We start from the raw sequence: 17,014 nt of genomic DNA, 5'->3' as shown, positions 1-17,014 counted from the left end.
CTTGCCTTGCAGGCAGCGGCGCGCGCCCAAAGCAACGCCGCGCCCCTTCTCTGTGAATCGCGATTACCGCGCCGACTTGCGTGCCTCGGCGAGCGTGGCAATCGCCGCGATCACGCCTTGCGCGTACGCCGGATCGGCGCGGCGGAAATGCTCGATCTGCCGCTGCACGATGTCGTCGGGCACGCCCTCGATGGCTCGCGCGATATTGCCGAAGAGCCGTTCGCGCTGGCCCGCATCGAACAGGCGGAACAGCGCGCCTGGCTGGCTGTAGTAATCGTCGTCCTCGCGGTGATCGTAGTGATCGACCGCGCCTGCCGCGAGCGCCGGCTCGCCGGCCTGCGGACGCTGCGCGAATTCGCCCGTGCGGCTCGGCTCGTAGTTCACGGTGCCGCCGAGATTGCCGTCGCTGCGCAGCGCACCGTCACGGTGAAACGAGTGGAACGGGCAGCGCGGCGCGTTCACCGGAATCTGGTGATGATTGACGCCGAGGCGATAACGCTGCGTGTCGCCATACGAGAACAAACGCCCCTGCAACAGACGGTCCGGCGAGAAGCCGATGCCCGGCACCACGTTGGCAGGCGTGAACGCGGCCTGCTCGACATCGGCGAAGTAGTTCTCCGGATTGCGATTGAGCTCGATCGTGCCCACCTCGATCAACGGGTAATCCTTGTGCGGCCACACCTTCGTGATGTCGAACGGGTTGTACGGCACCTTGGCGGCATCGGCCTCGGGCATCACCTGAATGCGGAAATGCCATTTCGGGAAATTGCCCTTCTCGATCTCGTTGTACAGATCGCGCTGCGCCGACTCGCGGTCCTGCGCGACCACCTGCGCCGCTTCGGCGTCGGTGTAGTTCTCCACGCCCTGCGCCGACTTGAAGTGGAACTTCACGTAAAAGCGCTCGTTGTTCGCGTTGATGAACGAGAACGTGTGCGAGCCGAACCCATGCTGCTGCCGATAGTTCTTCGGAATGCCGCGATCGCTCATGAGGATCGTGACCTGATGCAGCGATTCCGGATGGAGCGACCAGAAGTCCCAAGCCGCGACGTTGCTGCGCAGATTCGTGCGCGGATCGCGCTTTTGCGTGTGGATGAAATCCGGGAACTTGAGCGGATCGCGAATGAAGAACACTGGCGTGTTATTGCCGACGACGTCCCAATTGCCCTCTTCCGTGTAGAACTTGATCGAGAAGCCGCGCACGTCGCGTTCGGCATCGGCTGCGCCGCGCTCGCCCGCGACCGTCGAAAAGCGCATGAAAAGCGGCGTTTCCTTGCCGACTTCGCTAAACACTTTGGCTTTCGTGTAGCGCGAGATGTCATGCGTGACCTTGAGCGTGCCGAATGCGCCCGAACCCTTGGCATGCACGCGGCGCTCGGCAATCACTTCGCGATCGAAGTGCGCGAGCTTTTCGATCAGCCATACGTCCTGCAACAGCACCGGGCCGCGCGGGCCAGCGGTAAGCGAGTTCTGATTGTCGACAACGGGTGCGCCCGCGGCTGAGGTAAGGGTACGGTCGGTCATTCTGAACTCCTGATAAGGGTGGGAAATCGGTCAGGCGGAGAGAGCCCGGTCGACGAGCAACGAAAACGCGACAGTACGCAAGCCTGCGATAACGCTCTCCGAGGCGGACGCTTGAGCCGCTGCGGCGGCGGGGTTCGGAACGTTGATTTGCATCGCTTTCTCCAGTTCGTCTTGAGTGGGTCGGTGTGAAGAACTGTATCAAGCACTATTGATATTTGAAATTTGATTTATTTAATCTATCGAATAGGCGTGACTTATTGGGGTCGCACGATAGAAATAATGCGGGGGGAAGTTGGGAGGGGAGCATGCCCCACGCGGATTTGACGCGCGGGGCGATAAAACGTCAGGCGGGCGTCAAGCGGGCTTCAAGCGGGCTTCAAGCGGGCTTCAAGCGGCCTCGGCGGGCGCTTCGACCCGCCTCACGCCCGGCAGTTCGCAGGCGTGAATCGCGTCGACAATCGCCTCGATCGCCGGCATGCGCGTGAAGCTCTTGCGCCACGCCAGCACGACGCGGCGGTCCGGCACCGGGTCGTCGAACGGCACGTAGGAAAGCAGGCCCGAATCCACGCCGCCCGCATGCGGCTTCACTTCGGTGACCGACATGCGCGGCAGCACCGTGATGCCCACGCCACTCGCCACCATATGGCGGATGGTCTCCAGCGACGAGCCTTCGAAGGTCTTCTGGATGCCGTCGGCGTTCTGCGAAAAGCGCATCAACTCCGGGCAGACGCCCAGCACATGGTCGCGGAAGCAATGGCCGCTGCCGAGCAGCAGCATGGTTTCCTGCTTGAGGTCGTCGGGGTCGATCTTCTCGCGCTGCTCCCACGCATGGCCCGAGGGCAGCGCGACCACGAACGGCTCGTCGTAGAGCGCGCGCAGCGTGAGCCCGGTTTCGGGGAACGGCAGCGCCATGATGGCCACGTCGATCTCGCCCTGCTTGAGCAGCTCGATCAGCTTGAGCGTGTAGTTCTCCTGGAGCATCAGCGGCATCTGCGGGACCCGCTTGATCATCTGCTTGACTAGCGTGGGCAGCAGGTACGGCCCGATCGTGTAGATCACGCCCAGACGCAGCGGACCAACGAGCGGGTCCTTGCCCTGCTTGGCGATTTCCTTGATGGCGAGCGTCTGTTCGAGCACGCGCTGCGCCTGCGTCACGATCTGCTCGCCAATCGGCGTCACGCTTACTTCGCTCGTGCCGCGCTCGAAAATCTGCACGTTCAACTCGTCTTCGAGTTTCTTGATTGCAACCGATAAGGTCGGCTGGCTCACGAAGCACGCCTCGGCGGCCCGCCCGAAGTGGCGCTCGCGGGCAACAGCAACGATGTATTTCAGTTCTGTGAGCGTCATTTCTTTGGGGACCAATCAAAAGAGGTGAATCAATAGTTTGTACTTATACACCTATGGCGATGATTCGCCAATAATCAACACCCCTATGCGGGGCAGGATCGCAAAACGCTCAGACGGCGCGGCGGCGCGCGGGTTCCGCGCGTGCGTCATTTGGCCCGGCGAAGACAGACTTGATCAGCCTCCGGGCCTTCGTCATGCCTTCAGATACTGCTCGCGCGCGCCGAGCCAGCGGTTCAGATGCTGCGTGACGACGTGCGGCCATTCGCGCAGCAGACATTCCGCCGCCTCGCGCGCGGGGTCGATCAGCCAGGCGTCGTTTTCGAGGCTCGCGAAGCGCAGCATGGCCGCGCCCGACTGGCGCGCGCCGAGGAACTCGCCGGGGCCGCGAATCTCCAGATCGCGGCGCGCGATCTCGAAGCCGTCGGTGGTCTCGCGCATGGTCTGCAGCCGCGCGCGTCCGGTGAACGAGAGCGGCCCGCTATAGAGCAGCAGGCACACCGATGCCGCACTGCCGCGCCCCACCCGTCCGCGCAACTGGTGCAGCTGCGCGAGCCCGAAGCGCTCGGCGTGCTCGATCACCATCAGCGAGGCGTTGGGCACGTCCACGCCCACTTCGATCACCGTAGTCGCAACCAGCAGCTGCACTTCGTTGCGCGAAAACGCGTCCATCACGGCGGCCTTGTCCGCCGAAGCAAGCCGCCCGTGCACGAGCCCGACCGTGAGCTCTGGCAGCGCGGCCACGAGCGTTTCGTAGGTCTCCACCGCGGTCTGGAGCTGCAGCGTTTCGCTTTCCTCGATCAGCGGGCACACCCAGTACACCTGGCGCCCCGTGAGCGCCGCCGCGCGCACGCGCGCGATCACCTCTTCGCGGCGCGCATCGGAGATCAGCTTCGTGAGAATGGGCGTGCGGCCGGGCGGCAGCTCGTCGATGGTGGAGACGTCGAGATCCGCGTAATACGTCATGGCGAGCGTGCGCGGAATCGGCGTCGCCGACATCATCAATTGGTGCGGCTGGAACTCGCGCGCTGCCGCTTTTGTCTCCGCCGTGGTTTGCTCGGGCGTCTTCGCGTTCTGGGCCTTGGCGCGCAGCGCGAGGCGCTGCTCGACTCCGAAGCGATGCTGCTCGTCGACGATCACCAGACCGAGCCGCGCGAATTCCACGGCGTCCTGAATGATCGCGTGTGTGCCGATCACGAGCTGCGCGGTGCCCAGCGCCGCCGCTTCGAGCGCGGCGCGCTTTTCCTTCGCCTTGAGGCTGCCCGAGAGCCAGGCCACCTGCACGCCGAGCGGCTCGAGCCAGCCGCGCAGCTTGCGCGCGTGCTGCTCCGCGAGGATTTCGGTGGGCGCCATGAGCGCGGCCTGGTAGCCGGCGTCGATGGCCTGCGCGGCCGCTAACGCCGCCACCACGGTCTTGCCGCTGCCCACATCGCCTTGCAGGAGACGCTGCATCGGGTGCGGCTGTTCGAGGTCGCGCGCGATCTCCTCGACCACGCGCTCCTGTGCCCCGGTGAGCGTGAACGGCAGAGCCGCGCGCAGACGCGCGAGCAGCGCCGTGCTCGAATCGCGTCCGGCCACGTGGCGCGCCATCGCGGGCGCGGCGCGCGTGCGGCGCTCCTCGTGCGCGCGCTTGAGCGAAAGCTGCTGCGCGAGCAGTTCGTCGAACTTGATGCGCGTCCACGCGGGGTGCGTGCCGTCGATCAACTCGTGCTGGTCGGCGTCCACGGGCGGATGATGCAGCGTCTTCACCGCATCCATCAGCTGCGGCAGATTGAGCGGCGCCAGGAATTCGCGCGCTACGGCCTCTGGCAAGAGTTCGGGCAGCGAGGCGCGCGAGAGCGCATTGTCGATCGCCTTGCGCAGATAGGCCTGGCTTACGCCCGCCGTCGACGGATAAACCGGCGTGAGCGCCTGCGGCAGCGGCGTGTCGCCTTCCACGACCTTCACGGCCGGATGCACCATCTCCATGCCGAAGAAGCCGCCGCGCACATCGCCGCGCACGCGCAGGCGCTTGCCCACCGCCATTTGCGTGACCTGCGAGCCGTAGAAGTTCAGAAAGCGCAGATGCAGTTCGTCGCCGCTCGCGTGGTCGGGGTCGCGCAGCTTCACGAGCAGCTGGCGGCGCGGGCGATAAGCAATCTCGTTGTCGAACACCACGCCTTCGGTCTGCGCCATGCCGCCCGGCAACAGTTCGCCGATGGGCGTGAGCGTGGTCTCGTCCTCGTAGCGCATCGGCAGATGCAGCACGAGGTCGATGTCGCGCGTGAGGCCGAGCTTGGCGAGACGATCGGCAGTTTTGGCGAGCTTGGGTTTGTCTTTGGCCGTGGCGACGTCGCCGCCTTTGGCTGTGGCTTTGTCCGAGGCTTTGTCGGCCGATGGCTTGCGGGCTGCGCGTTTGCGCGGCGGCGCTTGCGGCTCGCGTGCGCCGTCGTGCGCATCGTCGTGCACTTCGCTCGTGGCATCGGCTTGGGAAATCAATCGGCTAACGGACGAGGGCATGAGCAGCTTCGCAAGTACAATATCGGCTTTCCGGCAAGGCGCCGCGCGTAACGCGCGACAAGCCCGCTCCCGGCGGGCATGTTCCGCAATCATAGCCGTTCGCTGTGCGCGGGCGGCCATTGCGGCTGCATTTTGGGGCGCAACCGAGGTCCGTCACCCGACGGTTTCGCTGCTCCAAAGCAGCGCGCGCCAGGTCTCACGCCGTATTTCCGAGCCGTATTTCCGTTTCATCAGGCCGCATGTTCAAGCTTTCCGATTTCGACTTCGATCTCCCTCCCGAGCTGATCGCTCAGACCGCCCTGCCCGAGCGCAGCGCGAGCCGTCTGCTGGAGGTGGACAACACCGCCCGGTTGCCGGGCCAACCCGCGCGCTTCACCGACCGCCGCTTCGCGGAGCTGCCCGCGTGCATCGCGCCCGGCGACCTGCTCGTATTCAACGACACCAAGGTGCTCAAGGCGCGCTTCTTCGGCCAGAAGGCCAGCGGCGGCAAGATCGAGGTGCTCGTCGAGCGCCTGACCGGCGCGCGCACGGCGCTCGCGCAGATTCGCGCGAGCAAGAGCCCGGGCCAGGGCACCGTGCTGCGCCTGGCCGATGCGTTCGACGTCACCGTGGGCGAGCGCGTGGAGCCGTTCTACACGCTGCATTTCCCCGACGACTGCCTCACGCTGATCGAGCAATTCGGCCGCCTGCCGCTGCCGCCCTACATCACGCACGACGCCGACGCGAACGACGAGACGCGTTACCAGACCGTGTTCGCGCAAAATCCAGGCGCGGTGGCCGCGCCCACGGCGGGCCTGCATTTCGACGACGCGCTCCTGGCACAGCTCGACGCCCAAGGCGTGGAGCGCGCCACACTCACGCTGCACGTGGGCGCGGGCACGTTCCAGCCGGTACGCGTGGAGAACATCGCCGATCACACGATGCACAGCGAGTGGTATCAACTGCCGCAATCTCTCGTCGACAAGATCTCGGCCACGCGCGCACGCGGCGGCCGCGTGATCGCGGTAGGCACTACCTCGATGCGCGCGCTCGAAGCCGCCGCGCGCGATGCGGCGAACGCGGGCCGCGAACTCGCCGCCACGTCCGCCGAGACCGACATCTTCATCACGCCTGGGTACAAATTCCGCGTAGTGGACCGGCTCGTCACGAACTTTCACCTGCCGAAGTCAACGCTCTTGATGCTGGTTTCGGCGTTCGCAGGCATCGAGACGATTCGCGCCGCGTACCGTCACGCGATCGAAGAGCGCTATCGCTTCTTCAGCTATGGTGACGCGATGCTGCTGACGAGAACCGACGACGCGCTCAATTCGTAAGCGCTCGCCTCTTTTTCCTCGCCGTCGCGCGCTCCTCGTGCGCGGCGGCTTTCACCCCATTGCGCCGGACTGTTTTCCGGTAGCACAGGAGTCAATCGCATGACCGACGGTCATCAAAATAGCGCACGCGCCGAACACGGCGCCTATCTGGGCGAACGCCCGCAAAATGGCCTGAAATTCGAGCTGCTCGGCACCGACGGCCTCGCGCGCCGCGGCCGCGTCACGCTCAATCACGGCGTGGTCGAAACGCCGATCTTCATGCCGGTGGGCACCTACGGCACGGTCAAGGCCACCCAGCCGCGCGAGCTCGAAGAAATGCAGGCCAGGATCATTCTCGGCAACACCTTCCACCTGTGGCTGCGCCCGGGTCTGGAAACGATCGAAGCGCACGGCGGCCTGCATCGCTTCATGGGCTGGAACCGGCCGATCCTCACCGATTCGGGCGGCTTCCAGGTGTTCTCGCTCGGCGACCTGCGCAAGATCTCCGAAGACGGCGTGCGCTTCGCCTCGCCCGTAAACGGCGACAAGCTGTTCCTCTCGCCCGAAGTGTCGATGCAGATCCAGAAGGTGCTGAACTCGGACATCGTCATGCAGTTCGACGAATGCACGCCTTACGCGACCAACGGCGTGCCGACCACGCACAAGGAAGCGGCCGACTCCATGCGCATGTCGATGCGCTGGGCGAAGCGCTCGATCGACGAGTTCAACCGTCTTGGCAATCCGAACGCGCTCTTTGGCATCGTGCAGGGCGGCATGTTCGAGGACCTGCGCGACGAATCGCTGGCCGGCCTCTCGCAGATGCCGTTCCACGGCTACGCGATCGGCGGCCTGTCGGTGGGCGAGCCCAAGGAAGACATGATGCGCGTGCTCGAGCACATCGCGCCGAAGCTGCCCGCCGACAAGCCGCACTACCTGATGGGCGTGGGCACGCCCGAAGACCTCGTGGCGGGCGTGGCCTCGGGCGTCGACATGTTCGACTGCGTGATGCCCACGCGCAACGCGCGCAACGGCTGGATCTTCACGCGCTTTGGCGACATCAAGATCCGCAACGCCGTGCATCGCAACTCGCTGCGCCCGCTTGACGAGCAATGCGGCTGCTACACCTGCCGCAACTTCACGCGCGGCTATCTGCACCATCTGCATCGCGTGGGCGAGATCCTCGGCGCGCAGCTCAACACGATCCACAACCTGCACTACTACCTCGAACTGATGAGCGAGATGCGTGCGGCCATCGAAACGAAGACGTTCGAGGCGTTCAGGAAGCGTTTTGCGGAAAATCGCGCGCGCGGCGTGGATTGAGCGCGGCGCGGCAAGCATCTCGAAGCCTCAAGCATCTCGAAGCCTCAAGCATCTCGAAAAGGCGGCGGCGCTTTCGAAGCTTTCCGATATCGGAATGCGGCGGGCGCCGCCAGACTTTACAATTACCTTTCGCCTTGATGGTGCTTCATGGGCGCTTTTCCAGCCGGGTCACGCGCGTCGCACCCCGCCCAAGCGGGCAAATACGTGATAACAGCTTGATCGGAAAGCCCATTTTGCGCCCTCGTCGCGTATCTTGCCGGTGGTAGAATAATCGGCTCGCTTTTTGATCGTATCTTTGATCGTAGTGATCGTATAAACGGAGAGACCAACGTGTCGTTCATTTCCAATGCCTTCGCCCAAGGCTCCGCAGTCGGCGGCGCAGAATCGAGCCTCATGAGCTTCCTGCCGCTCATTCTGATGTTCGCCGTGCTGTACTTCATCATGATTCGTCCGCAGATGAAGCGCCAGAAGGAACACCGCAACATGCTCGCCGCCATGGCCAAGGGCGACGAAGTCATCACGAGCGGCGGCATCGTCGGCAAGGTGACCAAGGTTAGCGAAGCCTACGTCGGCGTCGAAATCGCCGACGGCACGGAAATCACCGTGCAGAAGTCGTCGGTCTCGACCATCCTGCCGAAGGGCACGATCAAGTCGCTGTAAGCCTCCAGCGATCATCTTCTCCTGGCCGCCGCGCTTAGCAGCGGCCTTGCGCGTCCGGCCCCGCCGCCAAAGTGTCCCTGACACGCCCGCAAGGGCATCATGAAGGCTCGGTCGGACGCGCGCACATCGTGCAGGCCATTTCCCTCCCCCGTTGGGCCAACCAATGAACCGTTACCCCCTCTGGAAATATGTCGTGATGCTGGTGGCGCTCGTCATCGGCCTCGTGTACACATTGCCCAATTTCTTCGGCGAAGCGCCGGCGGTCCAGGTATCGAGCGGCAAAGCCACCGTGAAGCTGGACTCGGGCACGCTCGCGCAGATCGAAGCCGCGCTTCCCGCGAACAACATCAAGGCCGACGACGTCACGTTCGACAACTCGTCGCTGAACGCGAACATCCGCGTGCGCGTCGCCGACACGGACACGCAGCTGCGTCTGAAGGACGTGCTCGCGAAGACGCTGAACCCCGACCCGACCGACCCGAGCTATATCGTCGCGCTGAACCTGCAAAGCGCCTCGCCCCGCTGGCTGACGGCGCTGCACGCGCTGCCGATGTACCTCGGTCTGGACCTGCGCGGCGGCGTGCACTTCCTGCTGCAGGTCGACATGAACGGCGCGCTCAACAAGAAGCTCGACTCCGACGCTTCGGACGCACGCACGATCCTGCGCGACAAGAACATCCGCGACGGCGGCGTGAACCGCGTCAACCAGAGCGTCGTGATCAACTTCGCCGACCCGGCCGTGGCCGAGCAGGCGCGCAAGGTGCTGTCGGGCTCGAGCGGCGTCGCCGAACTCGTCTGGGCCACGCAGAACGCGCCCGATGGCGGCGCGCAGCTCGTCGGCACCTTCACGCCGGCCGTGAAGAAGTCGGTGCAGGACGCCGCGCTCAAGCAGAACATCACCACGCTGCATAACCGCGTGAACGAGCTCGGCGTGGCCGAGCCCGTGATCCAGCAGCAAGGCGACGACCGCATCGTGGTCGAGCTGCCGGGCGTGCAGGACACCGCGAAGGCGAAGGACATCATCGGCCGCACGGCCACGCTCGAAGCGCGTCTCGCCGACCCGAACGGCCTGCACCCGAACCCGTCCGATCCGGTGCCGCCGGGCGACGAGCTCTTCACGCAAGGCAACGTCGGTCCCGTGCTGCTGCGCAAGCAGGTGATCTTCACGGGCGACCGCATCATCGACGCCTCGGCGGGCTTTGACGAGCACAACCGCCCGTCGGTGAACATCCGACTCGACTCGGCAGGCGGGCGCTCGGTGCGCAGCGTCTCGCGCGACAACATCGGCAAGCCGATGGCGATGGTGCTGTTCGAGAAGGGCAAGGGTGAAGTGCTCACGGTGGCCACGATCCAGTCGGAACTCGGCGACCGCTTCCAGATCACGGGCCAGCCCACGCCGCAAGCTGCCGCCGACCTCGCGCTGCTGCTGCGCGCGGGCTCGCTCGCCGCGCCGATGGACATCATCGAAGAACGCACGGTCGGCCCGAGCCTTGGCGCCGACAACATCCGCAAGGGCTTCGACTCGGTGGTCTATGGCTTTGCCGCGATCGCCGTGTTCATGATCTGCTACTACCTGCTGTTCGGCCTGATCTCGATGATCGGCCTCTCGGTGAACCTGCTGCTGCTCGTGGCCGTGCTCTCGCTGATGCAGGCCACGCTCACGCTGCCGGGCATTGCGGCTATCGCGCTCGCGCTCGGTATGGCGATCGACGCGAACGTGCTGATCAACGAGCGCGTGCGCGAAGAGCTGCGCCACGGCGCGCCGCCGCAACTGGCCATCCAGAACGGCTACGCGCACGCCTGGGCCACCATTCTCGACTCGAACGTGACCACGCTCATCGCCGGTCTCGCGCTGCTCGCGTTCGGCTCGGGCCCGGTGCGCGGCTTCGCAATCGTGCACTGCATCGGCATTCTCACTTCGATGTTCTCGGCCGTGTTCTTCTCGCGCGGAATCGTGAATCTCTGGTACGGCGGCAAGAAGAAGCTCAAGTCGCTGGCCGTGGGCCAGGTGTGGCGTCCGGAGCCGGAAACGGGTACGAACGCGGCTGGGCTCGCACTGGGCGCGTCCGACGCCGACACGGATCTGGGCCGCGCCATGGCTTCGGCCGCGAAGCCTCGCGAAACCGAAAAGGCCACGGCGAAGGCCGGCGCCAAGGGCGCCAAAGGCACCACCCGCGCCAAGCCGGTCGTGCGCCGCCGCAACAATCCTGGCGACCCCGGCACGCCGGGCTCGTCGCGCTGATACGGAGTCAAGAACATGGAATTTTTCCGCATCCGCAAAGACATCCCGTTCATGAAGCACGCGTTGATCTTCAACGCGATTTCCTTCATCACGTTCATCGCGGCGGTGTTCTTCCTGTTTCACCGCGGCCTGCATCTGTCGGTCGAGTTCACGGGCGGCACGGTCATCGAAGTGCAGTACCCGCAGGCGGTCCCGCTCGAACCCGTGCGCCATTCGCTCGCGAAGATCGGCTATGACGACGCCCAGGTGCAGAACTTCGGCACCTCGCGCGACGTGCTGATCCGCCTGCCGCTCAAGCACGGCCTTTCGTCGGCGCAGCAAAGCGACCAGGTGATGTCCACACTCAAGGCCGACAACGCGCAGGTGCAGTTGCAGCGCGTGGAGTTCGTCGGCCCGCAGGTCGGCAAGGAGCTCGCCACGGACGGCCTGCTGGCGCTCGCGTGCGTGGTCGCCGGCATCATCATCTACCTGTCGTTCCGCTTCGAGTGGAAGTACGCCGTGGCCGGCGTGATAGCGAACCTGCACGACGTGGTGATCATTCTGGGCTTCTTCGCGTACTTCCAGTGGGAGTTCTCGCTCTCCGTGCTCGCGGCGGTGCTCGCGGTGCTCGGCTATTCGGTGAACGAATCGGTAGTTATCTTCGACCGGATTCGCGAGACCTTCAAACGCGAGCGCAAGATGACCGTCATGGAAGTCATCAACCACGCGATCACGAGCACGATGTCGCGAACCATCATCACCCACGGCTGTACGGAAATGATGGTGCTCTCGATGTTCTTCTTCGGCGGCCCGACGCTGCACTACTTCGCCCTTGCACTGACGGTGGGTATTCTGTTCGGTATCTACTCGTCGGTGTTCGTGGCCGCGGCAATTGCGATGTGGCTCGGCGTGAAGCGCGAGGATCTCATCAAGGACAAAAAAGAGAAGTACGATCCGAACGATCCGAACGCGGGCGCTCAGGTTTAAGCGCTCTACGTTCCATCTAGCACGATCGAACGACAAAGCCGGTTCTCGCGAACCGGCTTTTTTTTCGCACGCTGCTCACTCGTTGGCCACTCGTTGCCCGCTACTTGCGCACAACGATGTGAAACTTGATCAGCACTTCGTCCGCGACGGTCGAGGTGTCCTTCCACTCCCCCGTGCCGATGCCGAACGCGAGCCGATGAATGGGCAGCGTGCCGTCGAAGGTCTGCGTCGCGCCCTGCTGGGTGAGCACGACCGGGGCCACGACGGGCTGCGTATGCCCCTTGATCGTCATGTTGCCGCCCACGCTGTACTGGTTCGGCCCCGTGGGCGTGATCGACGTGGAGACGAAGGTAGCCTGCGGGAAAGCCTTCGCGTCGAACCATTCGGGACCGCGCACCGAGTCGTTGTAGCTCGCGTCGCCGAGATCGTAGCTGGCCGTATCGACCGTCAGGCGCGCCGTGCCCGCCGCCGGTTTCGCCGGATCGAAGTTGATCTGCGCATCGAACTTCATGAAGCGGCCCTCCACGGGCACGCTCATTTGCCGCGAGACGGCCACGATCGTGCTCTTGCCCGCGTCCAGTTGCGCCCAGGCCGCGCTGCTCGCGGCCAGCAGCGCCGGCGCCACGAGCGCGCGGGCCACGATGGGCACGGCGCGCGCGAGCGCCACCCGCACCCTGCCCGCGCGCGCCATGCCTCCAGTCAAACGCGCGACTACGATCAATGCTTCCATGCTCTTCCCCACCCCGGGCGCCGGGAACCTCCGCCAATCGTACCCGCCGCCCGCGCGAGCCCTGGAGGGATGGCCGGTCACTCGGCCGCTCAGAATGAAAGATAACCTGGCGGCGCGCATGCATGCATCTGCGGGATCGCAGGTTGCTCCGCTCGCGTGACGCAGCGCAACACAGGCATGGAGCAAGGCCCGCGACCGGAAGCCGGCTTGCCCTCCTGCGCTGGCTCACGGCTGTTGCACAGTCGCGGCACGCAGTTGCAACAAACATGGCACACTCTCACGCCGTTCTGGCCATGACGCTGCCCGTCCCCAGACCCGCGGCGCGCCGCCTCCGCTGGCCGAAGGAAGCTCGTGTTGCCGGCCTCCTTTGGTAACATGGCCTGCAGTGCCGATGCCGCGCCGTTGCGGCGCCAGCGCCTTTCGTTCCTCTCACGTCGTTTTGCGTCTTCTGCCCGCATGGCCCTGGACAATCTGATCGCGTGTCACGAATGCGACGCGCTCTACCAAAAGCCTCGCCTGCTCGGGCGACAAAGCGCACGCTGCACGCGTTGCGGCGCTACGCTCTATAGCAGCGCGTCTTCGCAGCTCGACCGCATCTGCGCAATCACCGTCGCCGCGCTCGTCACGTTCATCATCGCGCAGTCGTTTCCCATCATCGAACTCGATGCCAACGGGATCGTGTCGCAGTCGAGCCTGTTCGGCGCGCTCGTGGTGCTGTGGGGCGAGAACATGCAGATCGTCGCGGTGATGGTCTTTTGCGCCACCATCCTTAGCCCGCTCACGGAACTGGTCGCGCTGCTCTATGTACTCCTGCCGATCCGGCGCGGCGTCATTCCGCCGGGATTCAACCTCGTGCTGCGCACGATCCAGCTCGTGCGTCCTTGGGGCATGCTCGAAGTCTTCATGCTGGGCGTGCTCATAACCATCGTGAAGATGGTGAGCCTCGCCCGCGTAATTCCGGAAACCGCGCTGTTCGCGTTCGGCACGCTCACGCTCATGATCACCGTGGTCCTGACCTTCGACGCACGCACGCTATGGGATATCGCCGACGACCTGCGCGAACGCCAGCGCACCGCGCGGCCCGGCGGCGCCGGACCGGCGGACAGCGGGACGGGTTCGGGCGGCGGGCCCGATATCGGCCCGGACGGCCCGAGAGGCCCGCTCTCCAGCCCCGAAATTCGCGATCCGGCCGCACCGAAGCCGCACGGCGGCAGCGCGGACGCCTCTGGCTTGAGCCCGCGATGAACCCAACGCTTCTCCAGCGCACCGAGGCAACCCGATGAAATTTGTCACCGCCACCGACGCCGGCCTCGTCTCCTGCCACGCCTGCGGCCACGTGCAAGCGCGCGAGCGCCAGGCCGCCCATGCACGCTGCGCGCGCTGCCACTCGCCGATGCACGTGCGCAACCCCGACAGCCTCACGCGCACCTGGGCGCTGCTGTTCGCTGCGGCGATCCTGTACATCCCCGCGAATCTGCTGCCGGTGATGCACACGGCCTCGCTTGTCGGCGACGAGGACGACACCATCATGAGCGGCGTCGCCTACTTCTGGACCTCGGGCGACGCGCCGCTCGCGGTGATCGTCTTCATCGCGAGCATTCTCGTGCCCATGCTCAAGCTCTCCGTGCTCGCGCTGCTCTGCACCACGGCGCAGCGCCGCTCCAAATGGCGCCCCACCGAACGCACGAAGCTCTACAGGCTCGTCGAGTTTATCGGCCGCTGGTCGATGCTGGACGTGTTCGTGGTCACACTGACCGTCGCGCTGGTACGCTTCCAGTCGCTTGCGGTGATTACGGCGGGGCCCGGCGCGATTGCGTTCGGCTCGGTCGTGATCCTGACGATGCTGGCGTCGATGCAGTTCGATCCGCGCCTCATCTGGGATCCGGTAGACGAAGATAAACAGCAACCGTCGCAACACTCTCAGGATCGCCCTCATGAATAGTCCGCAAGGACCGAACCCGCCTTCAGGAGGCGGCTCGCTGCCGCCCGACCTTCCCGAGCCGGACATCGTCAAGCCGAGGCGCTGGCTCCCTTCGCTCGTCTGGATCGTGCCGCTCGTCGCGGCGCTGATCGGCATCGCACTCGTGGTGAAATCGGTGACCTCGCGCGGCCCGACCATCACGATCAGCTTCCTGAGCGCCGAGGGACTGGAGCCCGGCAAAACCAAGGTCAAATACAAGGACGTCGATATCGGCTCGGTGCGCGCCATCAAGCTTTCGCCGAATCTCTCGCGCGTGCTCGTGACCGTGGAACTCACCAAGGACGCCGAAAAATTCGCCAAGAAGGACAGCCACTTCTGGGTCGTGCGCGCGCGCATCGGCGCGAGCGGCGTCTCGGGTCTCGGCACGCTGCTCTCTGGCTCCTACATTGGCGCCGACCCGGGCCGCTCGGACGATACCGCGAGCGATTTCGTCGGGCTCGAAGCGCCTCCCGCCGTGACCATCGACGAAAAAGGCCACCGCTACACGCTGCATAGCGAAGCGCTCGGCTCGCTCGATATTGGCACACCCATTTTCTACCGGCGCATCCAGGTGGGCCAGGTGACGGGCTACTCGCTCGACAAGGACGGCAACGGCGTCACGGTGCAGGTGTTCGTGAGCGCGCCCTACGATCAGTACGTGGGCACCAACACGCGCTGGTGGCACGCGAGCGGCGTGAATGTGCAGCTCGATTCGAACGGCATCAAGATCAACACGCAATCGCTCGCGACGGTGGTGGTGGGCGGCCTCGCGTTCCAGGCGCCGCCGGGCCAGGCAATGGGTCCGCAGGCGCCCGACAACTCGACCTTCACGCTCGCCGCCGACGAGGCCGAAGCGATGCGCGAGCCCGACGGAGCGCCGCAGCGGGTGGTGATGTACTTCAACCAGTCGCTGCGCGGTCTCTCGGTGGGCGCGCCGGTCGACTTCCGCGGCATCGTGCTCGGCCAGGTGACGGGCATTGGCATCGAGTACGACCCGAAGGAGCGCAACTTCACGATGCCGGTGACGATGGACCTGTATCCGCAGCGCCTTGCGCGGCGCGTTCACGGCGAAGCGCCGATACCGGGCACGCCGCAAGGTCAGGAGCTCGTCAAGCGTCTCGTCGCACGCGGCCTGCGTGGCCAGTTGCGCACCGGCAATCTGATCACCGGCCAACTCTACGTCGCGCTCGACATCTTCCCGAAGGCGCCGGCCGCGAAGGTGGATTTCGACCGCATTCCGATGGAACTGCCGACGATCCCGAACTCGCTCGAGGAGCTGCAGGCACAAGTCGCCGACATCGCGAAGAAGCTCGACAAGATCCCGTTCGATCAGATCGGCAACAACCTGAACGACTCGCTGAAGAACGCGAACCAGTTGTTCGGCAAGGTCAACGACGAGATCCTGCCGCAGATGCGCGGCACGCTCGATCAGGCGCAGAAGACCTTCAACGCCGCGCAGTCCACGCTGCAGCAGGATTCGCCGCTGCAATCGGACGTGCATCAGGCGCTGCAGGAACTCACGCGCACCCTGCAATCCCTCAACGCGCTCTCCGACTATCTGGAGCGTCATCCCGAATCGCTGCTGCGCGGCAAATCAGGAGACAAGCCATGACGTTTCGCCGGCTCCCCCTGCGGCTCCCGGCAGCCCCGGCCCCAGTCCTCGCGGCGCTCGCCCTCGTGGCGGCGCTCGCGGGGTGCGCCTCGCCCGGCAGCCGCTTCTACACGCTTAGCCCCACCGACGCGACCAGCGATGGGGCGCGCGCGAGCGTCGCCTCGACCTCGGGCAATCAAGCTTTGCTCGTCGCACTCGCGCCGGTCGACGTGCCGCCGCAGGTCGCAAAGCTGCAGTTCGTCGTGCAGAACGACGCCAACCAGGTCAAGGTGCTCGAGCAGGAACGCTGGGCCTCGCTGCCCGGCGACGAGATTCGCCGCGCGCTCTCCGGCGATCTCACGCAGCAGCTCGGCGCCATCGACGTGTATGGCTCGCCGCATCCCGAGGGCGTGCCGGTCTACCGCGTGAGCGTGAATGTTCAGCGCTTCGAATCGTGGCCGGGCTCGCATGCCCTCATCGACGCGGTCTGGAGCGTGCGCGCACTCGACTCGCAGACGGTCATGACCTGCCGCAGCGTGCTCAACGAACCCGTCGGCGACGGCTATGACGCGCTCGTAGTCGGCCACCGGCGCGCGGTGGCGGCGCTCTCGCAGGCCATCGCGAGCGGCGTGCGCACACTCGCCGCCATGCCGCAAGCGAGCGCGACGGCAAGCACGAAGAGCGCGGCGAAGAACGGCGCGAAGGCGTCTTCCGTGCATACGTCGCCCATGACCAGCATCGCCTGCCCGCAGGCCGTATCGACCGCCGCAACGGCGGGCTGAGTCCCAGCGCGGACAGCCTGAACGGACGCGGCTCGCCGCGTCCGTATCGCGTTCCCCGGGTCCTCATAAACGCACTGGTACGCGCTACGCCATGGTCGCGCCATGGC

The 17,014-nt window shown here is 65.3% G+C and carries 13 protein-coding genes; 9 read left to right on the top strand and 4 right to left on the bottom strand.

All coding sequences use genetic code 11. The annotated features are described in order from the left end of the window. Positions 1–63: 63 nt before the first annotated feature. The 3 genes from NH14_RS10130 to recG all read right to left on the bottom strand — a co-directional run bounded on the left by NH14_RS10130 (position 64) and on the right by recG (position 5,364). Entirely contained in the window at positions 64–1,521 is a 1,458-nt protein-coding gene (locus NH14_RS10130; RefSeq protein WP_035526849.1) for a catalase, read from the bottom strand. A 387-nt stretch (positions 1,522–1,908) separates the two neighbouring features. Next, entirely contained in the window at positions 1,909–2,868 is a 960-nt protein-coding gene (locus NH14_RS10125; protein ID WP_035526853.1) for a hydrogen peroxide-inducible genes activator, read from the bottom strand. Positions 2,869–3,060: 192 nt separating this feature from the next. Next, positions 3,061–5,364 (bottom strand): ATP-dependent DNA helicase RecG, encoded by a 2,304-nt coding sequence (gene recG / locus NH14_RS10120; RefSeq protein ID WP_035526856.1) that lies wholly within the window; start codon positions 5,362–5,364, stop codon positions 3,061–3,063. 239 nt (positions 5,365–5,603) lie between these two features. Between recG and queA the strand changes: the two genes are divergently transcribed. From queA to secF, 5 genes are all read left to right on the top strand, one after another. Continuing rightward, the gene (gene queA / locus NH14_RS10115) at positions 5,604–6,677 is read left to right on the top strand and encodes a tRNA preQ1(34) S-adenosylmethionine ribosyltransferase-isomerase QueA (protein ID WP_035526859.1); all 1,074 of its coding nucleotides are present in this window, start codon (positions 5,604–5,606) and stop codon (positions 6,675–6,677) included. Positions 6,678–6,776: 99 nt separating this feature from the next. Then, on the top strand, positions 6,777–7,976 hold the full coding sequence (gene tgt, locus NH14_RS10110) for a tRNA guanosine(34) transglycosylase Tgt (RefSeq protein ID WP_035526862.1): 1,200 nt from the start codon (positions 6,777–6,779) through the stop codon (positions 7,974–7,976). A 330-nt stretch (positions 7,977–8,306) separates the two neighbouring features. Further along, positions 8,307–8,636: a preprotein translocase subunit YajC gene (gene yajC / locus NH14_RS10105; protein ID WP_035526866.1), complete on the top strand. Its 330-nt coding sequence runs from the start codon at positions 8,307–8,309 to the stop codon at positions 8,634–8,636. Between the two features lie 163 nt (positions 8,637–8,799). After that, positions 8,800–10,878, top strand: coding sequence for a protein translocase subunit SecD (gene secD, locus NH14_RS10100; protein ID WP_035526869.1), 2,079 nt, complete (start codon positions 8,800–8,802; stop codon positions 10,876–10,878). Positions 10,879–10,893: 15 nt separating this feature from the next. After that, the gene (gene secF, locus NH14_RS10095; RefSeq protein WP_035526871.1) at positions 10,894–11,844 is read left to right on the top strand and encodes a protein translocase subunit SecF; all 951 of its coding nucleotides are present in this window, start codon (positions 10,894–10,896) and stop codon (positions 11,842–11,844) included. A gap of 100 nt (positions 11,845–11,944) precedes the next feature. On the opposite strand, the gene NH14_RS10090 is transcribed toward secF, so the two are convergent. Then, positions 11,945–12,535, bottom strand: coding sequence for a YceI family protein (locus tag NH14_RS10090; protein WP_152617157.1), 591 nt, complete (start codon positions 12,533–12,535; stop codon positions 11,945–11,947). A 495-nt stretch (positions 12,536–13,030) separates the two neighbouring features. Here NH14_RS10090 and NH14_RS10085 point away from each other — a divergent pair, with 495 nt between their 5' ends. From NH14_RS10085 to NH14_RS10070, 4 genes are read left to right on the top strand one after another with little or no spacing between them, the layout of a single operon-like run. Next, entirely contained in the window at positions 13,031–13,819 is a 789-nt protein-coding gene (locus tag NH14_RS10085) for a paraquat-inducible protein A (protein ID WP_084225448.1), read from the top strand. Between the two features lie 34 nt (positions 13,820–13,853). After that, the gene (locus NH14_RS10080) at positions 13,854–14,516 is read left to right on the top strand and encodes a paraquat-inducible protein A (protein WP_035526874.1); all 663 of its coding nucleotides are present in this window, start codon (positions 13,854–13,856) and stop codon (positions 14,514–14,516) included. Next, positions 14,509–16,146, top strand: coding sequence for a PqiB family protein (locus NH14_RS10075; RefSeq protein WP_035526877.1), 1,638 nt, complete (start codon positions 14,509–14,511; stop codon positions 16,144–16,146). Before NH14_RS10080 ends, NH14_RS10075 begins: the two co-directional genes overlap by 8 nt. Further along, entirely contained in the window at positions 16,143–16,907 is a 765-nt protein-coding gene (locus NH14_RS10070; RefSeq protein ID WP_035526880.1) for a PqiC family protein, read from the top strand. Before NH14_RS10075 ends, NH14_RS10070 begins: the two co-directional genes overlap by 4 nt. The last annotated feature ends 107 nt before the right edge of the window (positions 16,908–17,014 follow it).

Origin of the sequence: Paraburkholderia sacchari, from assembly GCF_000785435.2 — a bacterium.
Taxonomy (GTDB): domain Bacteria; phylum Pseudomonadota; class Gammaproteobacteria; order Burkholderiales; family Burkholderiaceae; genus Paraburkholderia; species Paraburkholderia sacchari.
Note: the sequence above shows the minus strand (reverse complement) of the source record. Positions and strands in the feature narration are given on the sequence as shown.

Coding starts and splice junctions, on each gene's coding strand:
- queA (WP_035526859.1), top strand. CDS start 5,604: ATGTTCAAGCTTTCCGATTTCGACTTCGATCTCCCTCCCGAGCTGATC.
- NH14_RS10090 (WP_152617157.1), bottom strand. CDS start 12,535: ATGGCGCGCGCGGGCAGGGTGCGGGTGGCGCTCGCGCGCGCCGTGCCC.
- recG (WP_035526856.1), bottom strand. CDS start 5,364: ATGCCCTCGTCCGTTAGCCGATTGATTTCCCAAGCCGATGCCACGAGC.
- NH14_RS10080 (WP_035526874.1), top strand. CDS start 13,854: ATGAAATTTGTCACCGCCACCGACGCCGGCCTCGTCTCCTGCCACGCC.
- secF (WP_035526871.1), top strand. CDS start 10,894: ATGGAATTTTTCCGCATCCGCAAAGACATCCCGTTCATGAAGCACGCG.
- tgt (WP_035526862.1), top strand. CDS start 6,777: ATGACCGACGGTCATCAAAATAGCGCACGCGCCGAACACGGCGCCTAT.
- NH14_RS10085 (WP_084225448.1), top strand. CDS start 13,031: ATGGCCCTGGACAATCTGATCGCGTGTCACGAATGCGACGCGCTCTAC.
- NH14_RS10070 (WP_035526880.1), top strand. CDS start 16,143: ATGACGTTTCGCCGGCTCCCCCTGCGGCTCCCGGCAGCCCCGGCCCCA.
- NH14_RS10130 (WP_035526849.1), bottom strand. CDS start 1,521: ATGACCGACCGTACCCTTACCTCAGCCGCGGGCGCACCCGTTGTCGAC.
- secD (WP_035526869.1), top strand. CDS start 8,800: ATGAACCGTTACCCCCTCTGGAAATATGTCGTGATGCTGGTGGCGCTC.
- NH14_RS10125 (WP_035526853.1), bottom strand. CDS start 2,868: ATGACGCTCACAGAACTGAAATACATCGTTGCTGTTGCCCGCGAGCGC.
- NH14_RS10075 (WP_035526877.1), top strand. CDS start 14,509: ATGAATAGTCCGCAAGGACCGAACCCGCCTTCAGGAGGCGGCTCGCTG.